Below are 13747 nucleotides of genomic sequence, written 5' to 3' on the forward strand. Positions count from 1 at the left end.
GGCGAAGCGCGCGCCTCATTCGGACGGCAGCTCAAAGGTGGCGCTGGCCTCGATGATGTTCCCCGGCGACGGCACCAGCGACGAGCGCAGGAAATTCCCTTCGGGGACGTGATAGGCAAGCCTGACGGTCACCGCCTCGGTATTTTCGGTCACCGCTATGCTGCGCAATTCGCTGCGATATCCCCCGACGCCTTGCATACTGCGGTCGACCGCACGGATCGCGATGGCGCGGCGGTCGGCGGCATCGAGCCCGGTGATCGCGGCGCGCGCGCCGTCGTTGGCCGCCTGTTGCACGCTGTGCGCAAGCAGGAAATATTGGCCATAGATCAGGATGCCGAGCAACAGCATCAGGAACAGCGGCAGCAGCAGCGCCGTTTCGATCATCGCGGTGCCACGCGTGCTGCGCAGAAGAGCCGCGGTGCCAGGCGAACATCGGGTCGTGATCTTGAACATGATCACATGATGACACGCGACCCGTGAAGGGCGCCGAAGCCGGTCGCCGAAATGATTTTACCGATTTTGCGGTTTTTTGCCTGCCGACACCATCATTGTCCGTTGTGCGAAGACCGCCAAAAGCAATTCGGTCCCGACGGCTCGGCGACAAGGTTTAACCATCGCTATTTCCGAGCGGCCCCGAACTTCACGCAAAATACGCAATCTTCATCGCCCGCGAAAAATGGCAAAGGCCGTGCCTGACGATGGCGCGGCCTTGCTGTCGCGACGCACGGCCGCTATCGTCCCGGCGTCAGTTGCGCGATGGGAAAATGCCCGCGAGCGCGATGCACCATTGCATCGTGAGATAAGGCGGGCGATTCTCAATCGGCTGCGATGCGCCCGCCGGAGCAATCTGGATCATCGTCCGGTCCATCAGATTGCTTACCGGGTCGATGCCGGTCACATAGCTGTTGTTCGACGAGATACCGAAGGCATTGCCGTTTGCCGTCGTGCTGTTCGCGGCCGCGTTGGCGGTCTGGATGGCGCCGCGATGGTCGTGCCTCGGCAGATTGTTCGGTGTCAGCGTGACCGTCTCGGTCCCGCCAACCTCTCCCAGGCTATAAGGCGAGAGGCCCGGCCCCGAACCGGCGTGAACGGGCGCACGCCCGCGCAGGTCGGGCAGCGCAAAGGTCGTCTGGCCATTGCCGCCATAGGTTGTGCCGAGTAGCGAAAAAAGTGCCGTATTCGTCGAGATGGCCAGGATTTGTCCGCTTGCCGACGTCCAGCCCCGGGGGCAGAAATTGTAAGGCGTCAGCATCAACTGGCCGAGCAGCGGTGTGACCTGTGCCGCCGCCGGCTGTCGGTGTGCTCAGCGCCGTGCCACTCAACATCAGGCCAATCGCCAGTTTTCCCATTGTCCGCTGCGTCATATCCGCCTCCAATAGTCTCAAGCCGTTCCTCGTCTCCGCATCTCAATTGCGCGACGGGAAAATTCCTTCAAGCGCGATGCAATGCTTCATCACGATAAAGGGCGACATGTTCGCGACCGGATCCGCCCCGCCGGTTCTCTGGATCGCGAGCGTATTCGCATTGAGAGCTCCGTCGAACTGGACGACACTCGAATATTGATTGTCGGGGGCGATGCCGAACGCATTGCGGAACGACCTTCTTTCATTTCCCTGGGCATTGACCGTCTGGAACGCCGCCTCGTGCGTGTGCTGCGCCAATTGCAGGATCGTCAGCGTCCTCGATCTGACACCGCCGATCTCACCGAGCGTATGGGGAGACAGTCCGGGACCCTGCCCCTGATTGATCGCCATGCGCCCGCGCAGGTCGGGCAGCGCAAAGGTCGTCTGGCCATTGCCGCCATAAGTGGTGCCGAGCAACGAGAATAGCGCGGTGTTCTGTGCGATCGACAGAAGCTGTCCATTGGCTTCGGCATATCCGCGTGGGCAGAAGTTTGCCGCCGTCTCGAACATTTGGCCTATGAAATAGTCCTGCGCGGACGCCTGCGGCACGGTCATGACTGCTATCGCCGCCGTGGCAACCGTCGCCAAATATGTCCCTTGCCGCTCCATCGTCACTCCCCTCGAAATTCGTCCAGCGATCGGCGCGACCTTGTCAGCTGCGCGCCGGGAATATCCCTTCCGTCACGATGCAATATTGAATCGCCAGATAAGGCGGCACGTGGTTGAACGGCTGAGCGTTGCCCGTGGGGCGAACGATCATCGTCTCCCGGTTCATCAATTGCGAATAGGGATCGGTGCCCTGAACATAGGCGTTCGCGGGCGTGGTCGCAAAGATCGCACGGAAGGAACGCGGCTGTCGCCTGCCGCGCTCGTCGTGCGGATCACGCCGGTGTGCGCATGGAGCGGCATCTGGCTGAGGGTGAGGGTCGTCGTCTCGGTTCCACCCCGTTCGCCCTGTGTGCGCGGACTCAATCCGGGTCCGGTCCCATCCTTCATCGAATAGCGCCCGCGCATGTCCGGCAAGGCGAAGGTGGTCTGACCATTACCGCCATAGGTCGTGCCGAGCAGCGAAAAAAGCGCCGTGTTCTGGGCGATCGACAATATCTGCCCACTTGCCGACAACGTGCCGCGCGGACAGAAAGTAAAGGACGTCTTGATAATCTCACCGATCCGATAGTCCTGGGCCGACACGGACGGCGCGGCCACCAGGCCGAATGCAAGGCACGTGCCCGCCAAAAGCGCACGCGATCTATTGGCGAAAGCCATCGCTTTTTCCCCCACCTCTGAACCCGCGGAAAGGCTAATGAAAATTTAACGCAAGTCAATGGCGGACGAGCGGCCGGCCCGCCGGGCGCCGTCCGCTCGTATTTGCTCATCCCGGGGCTTGCGGACCCGATATCGGCCCGCCGCAGCGCGACGGTCAGTTGCGCGCCGGGAAAACGCCTTCCATCGCGATGCACCACTGCACCGCGAGATAGGGCGGGCGAACCGGGATGGGGATGCTGTTCCCCGTCGGCTGGAACTGAACCGTTCCCGCGTTCATCAGATTGCCCACCGGGTCGCCGCCGCCGCTAAGAAAGCTGTTGTTCGACGAGATTCCGATGGCGGTACCACCCGGCGAGGTCGAATTGGCCTGCGCATTGGCCGTCTGGATCGCCGAACGATGGGTATGCGACGGGATTTCGTTGACCGACAGCGTGTGCGCCTCCTGCCCTGTTATCTCACCGAGCGTATAGGGAGACAGTCCGGGACCCTGGCCCTGATTGACCGCCGTGCGCCCGCGCAGGTCGGGCAGCGCAAAGGTCGTCTGGCCATTGCCGCCATAAGTCGTACCCAGGAGCGAGAAAAGCGCGGTATTCTGGGCGATCGAGAGTAGCTGTCCCGACGCGGAGATCCAGCCCCGCGGGCAGAAATTATAGGGGACCAGCATGAACTGTCCGAGATTTGGATCGATGGCCTGCGCCAATGCCGGCGACGAATAGGCCAGCGAGCTGCCGGTCAGTGCCAACGCCAGCGCGGCTTTGCGAAAATTCCCTGTGCGTGTCATGTCCGCCTCCCCCAAAATTTGCAATGCGCCGTCGACAACCATCAGTTGCGCGACGGGAAGATACCCGACGTCGCGATGCACATGCGCGTCACGATGAACGGCGACATCGTCGGCGCGACGGTCGTCTCGGTGCCGCCGGCTTTTTGCACCGTGATCGTCTCGCTGTGCATCGTCAGGTCCAGATTGGTCCCCGTCGCATATTGATTGTCGGCCGTGACGGAAAAGGCGTTGCGGAACGACCGCCGCTCATTCGCCGCCGCGGGCGCCGTTTCGATGGCGCCGGAATGGATGTGCGCCAGCAGATTGGAGATGCCGATCGTCGTCGACTCGGCACCGCCAACCTGGCCGAGATTGTAGGGAGCGAGGCCCGGTCCCTGCCCTACGCTGATCGCCATCCGTCCGCGCAGGTCGGGCAAGGCGAAGGTCGTGACCCCGTTGCCGCCATAGGTGGTTCCGAGCAGCGAGAAGAGCGCGGTGTTCGTGCTGATCGCGAGTATTTGCCCATTGGTTTCCAAAAAGAAGCGCGGGCAAAAGCCGTTGCCGACTTCGATGAACTGACCGAGAAAAAAATCCTGAGCCGTCGCCGGCGCCGCCATCGCGAGCGCCAGCGTGGCGGTCGCTCCGAATGCGAAAGTCCTTGCATGCCGCATCGTCATACTCCCCTGAAATCCCTATGTCTTCGATGCATGAAACGCCCTGGATCGCCCGTCAATTCTGTGACGGGAAGATGCCGAACGCTTGGACGCAATAGCGAATGGCGAGCACCGGCGGGATGATCGGATAGGGCTGGTTGCCGCCGGTGTTGCCGACCACGACCGTACCGCGTTCCATCAACTGCGATACCGGGATAGTGCCGCTGATATATTTGTTCGCAGGCGTGATGCCGAACGCATTGCCCACCGGGCTGGTCGCGTTTCCGACCGAACTCGTGCCCTTCATGAAGGCAAAATGTTCGTGCAGCGGCATGTTCGCCAAGGTCATCGTATTGGATTCGGTGCCGCCGGTCTGGCCCAGCACGCGCGTCGTCAGCCCGGGTCCGGTGCCGGTATGCATCGCATAGCGCCCGCGCATGTCGGGCAAGGCGAAGGTCGTCACGCCATCGCCGCCATAGGTCGTGCCGTACAGCGCATAAAGGGCCGAATTGCTTGCGATCGACACCAGCTGGCCGTTCGCCTCCATCGTGTTGCGCGGGCAAAAATTATAAGGAAATTTGACGATCTCGCCGATGTAGCGATCCTGCGCCGATGCGGGCGCCACGGCGCCTGCGGCAACGGCCAAAGCGGCCGCGGCGGCGAACCAGCGCGATTTACGAACGAAAGCCATCGTCTCATCCCCCCAATTGCCCGAAGTAGTGGGCGCGAAAGATATGCCTTTTTGACAGAATGTCAAACGCGGATCACCCGTTTGCCGTTGATTGCAAAAAGCAAAAAACGCGCGTTCCAAGGCACGGTTTTCACATTTTTGCTATGCTTGACATGCAGCGCCACCACACCGGAGCGCGCAATGATTTATTGCGGGCGCCGGGAGCGGCCATCACAAGTGAACTGATCTGTTCCGATATCCTATTGGCATAGAATCCCGCAAATTTTCATCCGGGTCAATGGCGCAGACCCCAATATTTATTTGGCTTCAGCCGCCATCGGCTTAGCTCCAACTTGTCCTGCGTGCGCAAATCGAAGTCCGACGCGTCGTGCCGTTCGCGGAGTTGGCTCGCCGGATCGCCCGTCACGCGATTGACCATCCGCCCGCGCTTCACCGCAGGCCGCGCCGCGATCTGGTCGGTCCAGCGGAGGACATTCTTATAGTCCTGCACCTGCAGGAACTCGCCGGCGTCATAGACGAGCCCTTTGACGAGCGCGCCATACCAGGGCCAGATCGCCATGTCGGCAATCGTGTAATCGGCGCCGAGCGATATATTCGCTTTCGGCGAGGCGCCGGTCGAGCACGTCGAGCTGGCGCTTCACCTCCATCGCATAGCGGTTGATCGGATATTCCATCTTGGTCGGCGCATAGGCGTAGAAATGGCCGAAACCGCCGCCGAGGAAGGGCGCGCTGCCCATCTGCCACATCAGCCACGACAGGGTTTCGGCCCGCGCGGCGGTCTCGGTCGGCAGGAACGCCCCGAATTTCTCGGCGAGGTGGATCAGGATCGCGCCCGATTCGAAGACGCGGGTGGGCTCGGAGCCGCTACGGTCCACCAGCACCGGGATCTTGCTGTTCGGATTGGCGGCGACATAGCCGCTCGAAAACTGGTCGCCCTCGCCGATGTTGATCAGCCAGGCGTCATATTCGGCGCCGCTGTGGCCCAGCGCGAGCAATTCCTCGAGCATCACGGTCACCTTCACCCCATTGGGCGTGCCGAGCGAATAGAGCTGGAGCGGATGCTTGCCGATCGGCAGCTCCTTGTCGTGGGTCGGCCCGGCGATCGGGCGGTTGATGTTCGCGAAACGCCCCCCGCTTTCCTTGTCCCAGGTCCAGATTTTCGGCGGAACATAGTCGGTGGCGTCGCTCATCGGGGCACTCCTGCGATTATTGTGTACTGACCGGTATCTAATCGCACCCTGCCGTCCCGTCCAGTCGGCGCGGTTCAAATAATGTTTTCGGCGCGCAAAGCCGAAATCGCCGCGGCGTCATAACCGATCTCGGCGAGGATCGCGTCGCTGTCGGCCCCCAGTCGCGGCGCGGCAACCGGCTTTGCCTTGGCGCTCGCCGACAGCATGATCGGCGTGCGCACGACCGGGGCAGAGCCGAAACCGCCCGGATAATCCATCGCATCGACCAGCCCGGTTGCCGCGACTTGCGGATGGGCCAATGCCTCCGAGGGCCTGAGCACCGGCCCCGCCGGAACCTTCGCCTCGCCCAGTTCGGCCAAGGCTTGCGCGTTGGTCCGCGCCGCGCACCAGCTCGACCATCACCGCGCTCAGCTCTTCGCCATGATTCCCGCGCAAAATGTCGCTGGCGAAGCGCGGATCGTCGGCCAGCTCGGGCCGCCCGACCAGCCGCGCCCAGCGCGCGAAGATCGGATTGCCGACGACCTGCGTCATGATCCACCCGTCCCGCGTCGCGAAGATGTCGGTCGGCGCCGAGCTGAAGGCGCGGTTGCCCAGCATGCCGCGCTCGACCCCGTTCACCGCATGGTCGATGGTCAGGCCGTTGGTGATCGCCAGCGCCGTGCCGAGCAAAGATCCCGACACGCGCTGGCCTCTCCCCGTTGTCTCGCGCTCGCGCAGTGCCAGCATCACGCCGAAGGCGCAGTGCAGCGCGGTGGCGAAATCGACATAATTGACCTGCGCCCGGGCGGGCTCGCCATCGCGGCCGCTGATATGCACCGCACCCGACATCGCCTGTCCCACCGCATCGAAGCCGACATGCTGCGCCAAGGGGCCGTCGCTGCCGAACGCCGAGGCGGTGACGAGGACCACACGCGGATTGAGCGCCGCCAGCGTCGGATGGTCGAGGCCCAGCTTGACCAGCGCGTCGTCGGGCATGTTCGCGATCACGACGTCGGCGGTGGTCACCAGCTTGCGCACGATCTCGCGCCCCGCCTCGCTGCCCGGCTTGAGCGTCAGGCAGCGCTTGTTCCGGTTCATCTGCAGGAACATCGCGCCCGATCCGTCCTCCGCGACCGGGACCGAAAAGCGATCTTCGTTACCCGCCGGACCCTCGATGCGAATGACGTCGGCGCCATAATCGGCGAGTAGCGCGCCGCAATAGGGGCCCGCGATATAGCGCCCGAAATCGAGCACCCGGATACCCCTGAGCGGCACGCCGCACCCTCCCCCATCTTGTCTGCGGCCGGGAGCTAGCAGCCGTCCGTCGACCGTGCCAGCGCCTTCATCGAAACCCCGGCCTTGCACTCGCGTGCCAAAGCCATATGGTCGCAGCATAATTTCAACAGGGGAAACTAAAATGGCGCGCTTTGCACTCGCCCTGGCCATGTCGCTGGCCTGCTCGACCTCGGTCCTCGCTCAAACCGCCGCCGCACCCGCCGACGAGAAGAAGGACGAGAAATGGGACGTCAACGCGCCGCCGGGCATGACGACGCGCAAGGTGAGCATCGCGGTGGACGAGGGCAGCTGGATGAACGTCGACGTCGCGCCCGACGGCCGCACGATCGCCTTCGACCTGCTCGGCGACATCTACACGATGCCGATCGAGGGCGGCACGCCGACGCGCATCGCCGAAGGCCTCGCCTATGAGCACCAGCCGCGCTTTTCGCCCGACGGCAGCCGCATCGCCTTCGTCTCCGACCGCGGCGGCGGCGACAATATCTGGCTGATGAACCGCGACGGCAGCGGCAAGGTGCAGCTGTCGAAAGAAGATTTCCGCCTGCTCAACCAGCCGAGCTGGTCCCCCGACGGGCAATATATCGTCGCCAAGAAGCATTTCACCACCGGGCGCTCGCTCGGCACCGGCGAGGTCTGGATGTACCATGTCTCCGGCGGCGCAGGGGTGCCGCTGGTCAAGAAGCCCAACGAGCGCCACCAGAAGGAACTGGGGGAGCCGATCTTCGCCGCCGACGGCAAGAGCGTCTTCTATACCCGCAACGTCACGCCGGGGCCGATCTTCGAATATGCGCAGGACAGCAACACCGACCTGTTCCACATCGAGCGCTACGACCTTGCCGACGGCGAAATCAGCACCGCCGCATCGGGAGCGGGCGGCGCGGTCCGGCCCACCCCCTCACCCGACGGCACGAAGCTGGCCTATGTCCGCCGCGAGGGGGCGCAGTCGAAGCTCTATGTCAAGGACCTCGCCTCGGGCACCGAGAAGAAAGTCTATGACGCGCTCGATCAGGATGTGCAGGAAACCTGGGCCGTTACCGGCGTCTATCCGAACATGGCGTGGACGCGCGACAGCAAGGATGTGATTTTCTGGGCCGGCGGCAAGCTGCGCCGCGTCGGCGGTGCCTAGGCGGCGAGGCTCGCATCATTCCCTTCCGGATCGTCGACGATCGCGTGGTGATCGACGCGACTCATCCCACGGTCGAGGTCGCGCCCGACAGTTTCGAAACGAAAATGCCGCGCTGGGCCGAGGTCTCGCCCGACGGCCGCACGGTGGTCTTCGAAACGCTGGGGAAGCTGTGGACCAAGCCCGCAAGCGGCGGCACCGCGCGCCGGCTGACCGCGGCCAAGGACGATGCGATGGAAGCGTGGCCGAGCTGGTCGCGCGACGGCAAGTCGATCGCCTTCGTGCGCTGGACCGACGACGCGCTGGGTGAAATCCATGTCGCCCCGGCGACGGGCGGCGCTTCCCGCAAGGTCACGACGAATCCGGGCCATTATGCCGAACCCCGTTTCTCGCCCGACGGCAAGACCATCGCCTTTGAACGGCGCGGCAGTGGCGGGCTGACTTCGACGCGCTGGAGCGAGGATCCGGGAATCTATCGCGTCGCGGCCACTGGCGGCGCGCCCGAGCGCATCAGTTCCGACGGCGCCAAGCCGCAGTTCGGAGCGGACAACGACCGCATCTTCATGATCACCGCAGGCGACGGCAAGAGCCAGCTCGTGAGCACCGACCTCCACGGCCAGGACAAGCGCGTGCACGCCAGCGGCGAACTGGTCAGCGATTACGAGATTTCGCCCGATGGCCGCACTTTGGCCTTCCGCCAGAATTACGACGCCTATGTCACGCCGCTGATGCCCGGCGGGCAGGATGTCTCGCTCGGCACCAAGAGCGGCGCGCTGCCGGTCACGCGCGTCAGCGGCAGCGGCGCCGACTATATGCACTGGTCGAACGGCGGCGCGAAACTTCACTGGAGCCGGGGCGCGACATTGTTCAGCGCCGACCTCGCCAGCCTGTTCCTCAACGCGCCGCAGCGGACGACAAGGCTCCGAAATTCACCCCGCCGACCGACGGCGTTTCCCTGTCGATGACGCAGGCCGCGGCGAAGCATAAGGGCACCGTCGTCATCACCGGCGCGCGGATCGTCACCATGGCGAGCAAGGACGGCGGCATCATCGACGATGGCGCGATCGTGATCGAGGGCGACCGCATCACCGCGGTCGGCCCGCTCGCGTCGATCAGCGTGCCCGCGGGCGCGGTCACTGTCGATGCCGCCGGCAAGACGATCGTTCCCGGCTTCGTCGATGCCCACGCGCACGGATCGCACGGCGACGACGAACTGGTGCCGCAGCGGAACTGGTCGGAGATCGTCAACCTCGCGATGGGCACGACGACGAGCCACAACCCCTCGTCGCGCGCCTCGGAGATTTTCCCCTCGTCGGAAATGCAGCGCGCCGGGCTGATCCTCGCGCCGCGCATCTTTTCCACCGGCGAGGTCATCTATGGCGCCAAAGCGGCGGGCGTCTATGCCGAGATCAACGGCTATGAGGACGCCCTCGCCCATGTCCGCCGCCTGAAGGCGCAGGGCGCGCGCAGCGTCAAGAATTACAACCAGCCGCGCCGCGAACAGCGGCAGATGGTGGTGAAGGCCGCCCAGGCCGAGGGCATGGAGGTCGTCCCCGAGGGCGGCTCGCTCTACACGATGGACCTGACGCTGATCCAGGACGGCAATTCGACCGTCGAGCATAATATCCCGCTCCACACCTTCTATCAGGATCTGGTGCAGCTCTGGGGCCAGACGAAGGTCGATTACACGCCGACGCTGGTCGTCACCTATGGCGGTCCGGCGGGCGACCCCTATTGGCGCGCCCACACCAATGTGTGGGAGCATCCGATCCTGTCGCGCCACGCGCCGCCGCGCGGAACTCGCCGCCCAGAACAAGCGCCGCGTGATCGCGCCCGAGGGCGATTATGTCGACGATGATTCGGCACGCGAGGCGGGGAAGATCGCCGCCGCCGGACGCAACGTCTCGATCGGCGCGCACGGCCAGCAGCCTGGCCTCGGCGCGCATTGGGAGATATGGTCGTTCGTGCGCGGCGGCTGGAGCAATGTTGACGCGCTGCGCGCCGCGACGATCATGCCCGCACAGTCGCTCGGCTATGCGAAGGATGTCGGCTCCTTAGAACCCGGCAAGCTCGCCGACCTGCTCATCCTCGACGCCGACCCGACGCAGGACATCCGCAACACCGAAAAGATCCACCGCGTGATGCTCGGTGGCCGCCTCTACGATCCGCTGACGATGAACGAGGTCGATACCGGCAACCGCAAACGCGGCGCCTATGGCTGGGAAACCGACTCGCCGTCGGCCCAATAAAATATGGGGAGCGCGTCCGGGATTCGACGCCCGGCCCGCCTCCCGTTATGAAACGATGAGCTGTTGTGGTGAACGGCGCATCACCCTTGCGCCGCGAAGCCCTTGGCCTATAGACATTTACCCTTGGGGATGAACGAGGCTGAGCTGGCCGGGGGGAAGGTTTTGCGTAGACTGAGTGCCAGAATATCGGCGATGGCGGCGTCCTTGACGGGGCTGTTCCATGCGTCGGCCGCCTATGCGCAAAGCAGCCTGCCCGATCCCGAAGGTTCGGGGGCCATCGTCAACGCGGTGCGCTGGTTGCAGGGTACGCTGCTCGGTACGGTCGCGACCGTGGTCGCCATCATCGCGGTCGCTTCGGTCGGGTTCCTGATGCTCACCGGGCGGATCAACTGGCGCTACGGCGCGACCGTGATCCTTGGCTGCTTCATCCTCTTCGGCGCCGCGAGCATCGTCGCGGGCATCCAGTCGACCTCGGGCGGGCTCTAGAGGGCGCGATGAGCGACCTCGACCGCGATACCCTGTTCGTGGCGCTGACGCGCCCGCAGATGTTCGCGGGCGTCACCTACAGCTTCTTCGTGATCAATGCGATCGCGGCGACCGAGCTGTTCCTGATCTTCCGTTCGCTCTGGGCGCTGTTCGGCGCGCTGGTGATCCATCTGGTCGGCGCGCTTTTGTGCCTGCGCGAGCCGCGCTTCTTCGACATCTGGCTGACCAAGGTCAGCCGCTGTCCGCGCGTCAAGAATTTCAAGACCTGGCAGTGCAACTCCTACCGACCCTGAAGCCCCGCCCGGCGGCGAGTGACGGCGAGGTGCCGGCGGGCAAGCATCTGCCCTATGCGCGCCACATCGACGATCATACGATCGAGACGCGCGACGGGCTGTTGATGCAGGTGATCCGCCTGCGCGGCATCTTGTTCGAAACCGCCGACAGCGACGAGCTCAATTACCGCAAGCTGCTGCGCGACGCGATGCTGCAGGCGATCGGCTCTTCGCGCTATGCCCTCTATCATCATGTCGTGCGGCGCGAGGCGAGCATCGAACTGGACGGCGAATTCGGCGACGACTTCTCCGCCGGGCTCGACGAACGATGGCATGCGCGGCTCGCGACGAAGCAGCTCTACCGCAACGACCTTTACCTCACCCTCGTCCGCCGTCCCGCGCCGGGGCGGATGGGGCTGCTCGACCGTCTGTCGGGCTGGCTCGGCCAGACGGGGCAGGATTATCGGGCGACCGTGGCACAGGAACTGCGCGTGCTCGACACGGCGCGCGAGGCGCTGATCGCGCAGCTCGGCAGCTACCAGCCCGAGCTTCTCGGCCTCTACGATACCGACCAGGGGCTGTGCTCCGAACCGCTCGAATTTTTCGGCCAGCTCTATTCGGGCGAGCCGCGCCAGCTGCTCGCGCCGCATCAGGACGCGGGCGACTATCTGCCCGACCGGCGGATCAGCTTCGGCGCCGAGACGATCGAACTCGCCCCCGTTGCGGATTCCGCGCCGCGCTTCACCGGCATGGTCGCGATCAAGGATTATCCGTCGTCGACCGCGACCGGCATGTTCGACGAACTGCTGCGCCTGCCGTTCGAGATGGTGATGACGCAAAGCTTCGCCTTCGTTGACCGCCAGCCCGCGCTCGGCAAGATGAACCTCGCGCTGCGCCGCATGCGCTCGACCGAGGATGAAGCGCTCAGCCTGCGCGACCAGCTTGCGCGCGCCAAGGACGATGTCGCCGCGGGCCGCGCCGCTTTCGGCGAACATCATATGACGATCGCCGTCCATGGCGCGAGCGAGGCCGAGGTCAGCGCCAATATCGCCGACGTCCAGGCATCGCTCGCCGAACTCGGGATCATCTCGGTACGCGAGGATATCGCGCTCGAACCGACCTTCTGGTCGCAATTCCCCGGCAACTTCAAATATATCGTCCGCCGCGGCATGGTCTCCTCGGCCAATTTCGCGGGGCTCGCCAGCGGGCATAATTTCGCTGCGGGACGCGCCGACGGCAATGTGTGGGGCAAGGCGGTCACCGTCTTCGAAACCACCGCCGTCGGCCCCTATTATTTCAATTTCCACCAGGGTGATCTCGGCAACTTCACCGTCATCGGGCCGTCGGGTTCGGGCAAGACGGTCGTCGTCAACTTCCTGCTTGCGCAGGCGCGCCGCTTCGATCCGCGCATCATCTTCTTCGACAAGGACCGCGGCGCCGAGCTGTTCATCCGCGCGATCGGCGGCCGTTACGACCAGCTACGCCCCGGCGTCGCGAGCGGCCTGAACCCGCTTCAGCTCGACGACACGCCGGTGAACCGCCAGTTCCTGATCGACTGGCTTGCACAGCTCGTCGGCGGCGCCAGCATCGAGGAAATGGCGCAGATCAAGGATGCGGTAGACGCAAGTTATGCGCAGCCAGCCGGCGCACCGCCGCCTGCGCCATGTCGCCGAATTGTTCCGCGGCGGCCACCGCCCGCGCGCCGACGACATGTGGTCGCGCCTGCGCCCCTGGTGGGGCGACGGCGAGCGCGCCTGGCTGTTCGACAATGTCGAGGATCTGACCGACATGGACAGCCCGACGATCGGCTTCGACATGACGGTCATCCTCGACGATGCCGCGATGCGCACCCCGACGATGATGTACCTGTTCCACCGCGTCGAGGAACGGCTGACCGGCGAGAAGACGATCATCGTCGTCGACGAGGGCTGGAAGGCGCTCGACGACGACGTCTTCGTGCGCCGGATCAAGGATTGGGAAAAGACGATCCGCAAGCGCAACGGCATCGTCGGCTTCGCGACGCAGAGCGCGCAGGATGCGCTCGAAAGCAAGATCGCCAGCGCGCTGATCGAACAGGTTGCGACGCAGATCTTCATGGCGAACCCGAAAGCGCGCGCCGCCGACTATATGGACGGTTTCGGTCTGACCGAACATGAGTATCAGCTCATCCGTACCCTGCCCGACGACGCGCATTGCTTCCTCGTCAAGCATGGCAACGACAGCGTCGTGGTGCGGCTCAACCTGACCGGCGAGCGCGACATGCTCACCATATTGTCGGGCCGCGAGCGGACCGTGCGGCTGCTCGACGAAATCCGCGAGACCGCGGGCGACGATCCCGGCGTGTGGATGTCGCGCCTGCTGGCGGTCGCATGAGCTTCG

General features: G+C 64.4%; 10 protein-coding genes and 4 pseudogenes. 4 read left to right on the top strand and 10 right to left on the bottom strand.

Annotated elements, in window-relative coordinates; translation table 11 throughout:
• Positions 1 to 15 precede the first annotated feature (15 nt).
• The 10 genes and pseudogenes from N0A20_RS07230 to N0A20_RS07275 all read right to left on the bottom strand — a co-directional run.
• Positions 16 to 453 carry a TadE/TadG family type IV pilus assembly protein gene (locus tag N0A20_RS07230; RefSeq protein WP_260583221.1) on the bottom strand — a complete coding sequence of 146 codons (438 nt, stop codon included), beginning with the start codon at positions 451 to 453 and terminating at the stop codon, positions 16 to 18.
• A gap of 292 nt (positions 454 to 745) precedes the next feature.
• Positions 746 to 1252 carry a phage tail protein gene (locus N0A20_RS07235; protein ID WP_260583222.1) on the bottom strand — a complete coding sequence of 169 codons (507 nt, stop codon included), beginning with the start codon at positions 1250 to 1252 and terminating at the stop codon, positions 746 to 748.
• A gap of 154 nt (positions 1253 to 1406) precedes the next feature.
• The gene (locus N0A20_RS07240) at positions 1407 to 1991 is read right to left on the bottom strand and encodes a phage tail protein (protein ID WP_260583223.1); all 585 of its coding nucleotides are present in this window, start codon (positions 1989 to 1991) and stop codon (positions 1407 to 1409) included.
• A 186-nt stretch (positions 1992 to 2177) separates the two neighbouring features.
• Positions 2178 to 2669 carry a phage tail protein gene (locus N0A20_RS07245; RefSeq protein WP_260583224.1) on the bottom strand — a complete coding sequence of 164 codons (492 nt, stop codon included), beginning with the start codon at positions 2667 to 2669 and terminating at the stop codon, positions 2178 to 2180.
• A 154-nt stretch (positions 2670 to 2823) separates the two neighbouring features.
• Entirely contained in the window at positions 2824 to 3531 is a 708-nt protein-coding gene (locus N0A20_RS07250) for a phage tail protein (RefSeq protein ID WP_260583225.1), read from the bottom strand.
• Positions 3492 to 4100 carry a phage tail protein gene (locus tag N0A20_RS07255; protein WP_260583226.1) on the bottom strand — a complete coding sequence of 203 codons (609 nt, stop codon included), beginning with the start codon at positions 4098 to 4100 and terminating at the stop codon, positions 3492 to 3494. The genes N0A20_RS07250 and N0A20_RS07255 overlap by 40 nt, the downstream gene beginning before the upstream one ends.
• Before the next feature lie 58 nt (positions 4101 to 4158).
• Positions 4159 to 4893 (bottom strand): phage tail protein, encoded by a 735-nt coding sequence (locus N0A20_RS07260; protein ID WP_260583227.1) that lies wholly within the window; start codon positions 4891 to 4893, stop codon positions 4159 to 4161.
• Between the two features lie 154 nt (positions 4894 to 5047).
• Positions 5048 to 5963 (bottom strand): annotated as a pseudogene (gene yghU / locus N0A20_RS07265) (glutathione-dependent disulfide-bond oxidoreductase).
• Between the two features lie 74 nt (positions 5964 to 6037).
• Positions 6038 to 6283: a hypothetical protein gene (locus N0A20_RS07270; RefSeq protein WP_409574744.1), complete on the bottom strand. Its 246-nt coding sequence runs from the start codon at positions 6281 to 6283 to the stop codon at positions 6038 to 6040.
• A gap of 112 nt (positions 6284 to 6395) precedes the next feature.
• A pseudogene (locus N0A20_RS07275) lies at positions 6396 to 7388 on the bottom strand (CaiB/BaiF CoA transferase family protein); the annotation flags it as partial.
• Between N0A20_RS07275 and N0A20_RS07280 the strand changes: the two are divergent.
• The 4 genes and pseudogenes from N0A20_RS07280 (at position 7360) to N0A20_RS07295 (ending at position 13741) form a co-directional block, all read left to right on the top strand.
• Positions 7360 to 10610: pseudogene (locus N0A20_RS07280) on the top strand (amidohydrolase family protein). The pseudogenes N0A20_RS07275 and N0A20_RS07280 overlap by 29 nt on opposite strands.
• A gap of 129 nt (positions 10611 to 10739) precedes the next feature.
• Positions 10740 to 11096, top strand: coding sequence for a TrbC/VirB2 family protein (locus N0A20_RS07285; protein ID WP_260583857.1), 357 nt, complete (start codon positions 10740 to 10742; stop codon positions 11094 to 11096).
• A gap of 8 nt (positions 11097 to 11104) precedes the next feature.
• A complete protein-coding gene (locus N0A20_RS07290) occupies positions 11105 to 11389 on the top strand; it encodes a type IV secretion system protein VirB3 (RefSeq protein ID WP_260583229.1) in 285 nt (94 codons plus the stop codon).
• A pseudogene (locus tag N0A20_RS07295) lies at positions 11362 to 13741 on the top strand (VirB4 family type IV secretion/conjugal transfer ATPase). The gene N0A20_RS07290 and the pseudogene N0A20_RS07295 overlap by 28 nt, the downstream one beginning before the upstream one ends.
• Positions 13742 to 13747: the final 6 nt, after the last annotated feature.

The sequence above is a fragment of the Sphingopyxis sp. PET50 genome, from assembly GCF_025244705.1.
Taxonomy (GTDB): Bacteria; Pseudomonadota; Alphaproteobacteria; order Sphingomonadales; family Sphingomonadaceae; genus Sphingopyxis.

What these genes read in the sequence shown, in the direction of transcription:
- N0A20_RS07285 (WP_260583857.1), top strand. Translation starts at nt 10,740, where the DNA reads ATGAACGAGGCTGAGCTGGCCGGGGGGAAGGTTTTGCGTAGACTGAGT.
- N0A20_RS07235 (WP_260583222.1), bottom strand. Translation starts at nt 1,252, where the DNA reads ATGCTGACGCCTTACAATTTCTGCCCCCGGGGCTGGACGTCGGCAAGC.
- N0A20_RS07230 (WP_260583221.1), bottom strand. Translation starts at nt 453, where the DNA reads ATGTTCAAGATCACGACCCGATGTTCGCCTGGCACCGCGGCTCTTCTG.
- N0A20_RS07290 (WP_260583229.1), top strand. Translation starts at nt 11,105, where the DNA reads ATGAGCGACCTCGACCGCGATACCCTGTTCGTGGCGCTGACGCGCCCG.
- N0A20_RS07255 (WP_260583226.1), bottom strand. Translation starts at nt 4,100, where the DNA reads ATGCGGCATGCAAGGACTTTCGCATTCGGAGCGACCGCCACGCTGGCG.
- N0A20_RS07245 (WP_260583224.1), bottom strand. Translation starts at nt 2,669, where the DNA reads ATGGCTTTCGCCAATAGATCGCGTGCGCTTTTGGCGGGCACGTGCCTT.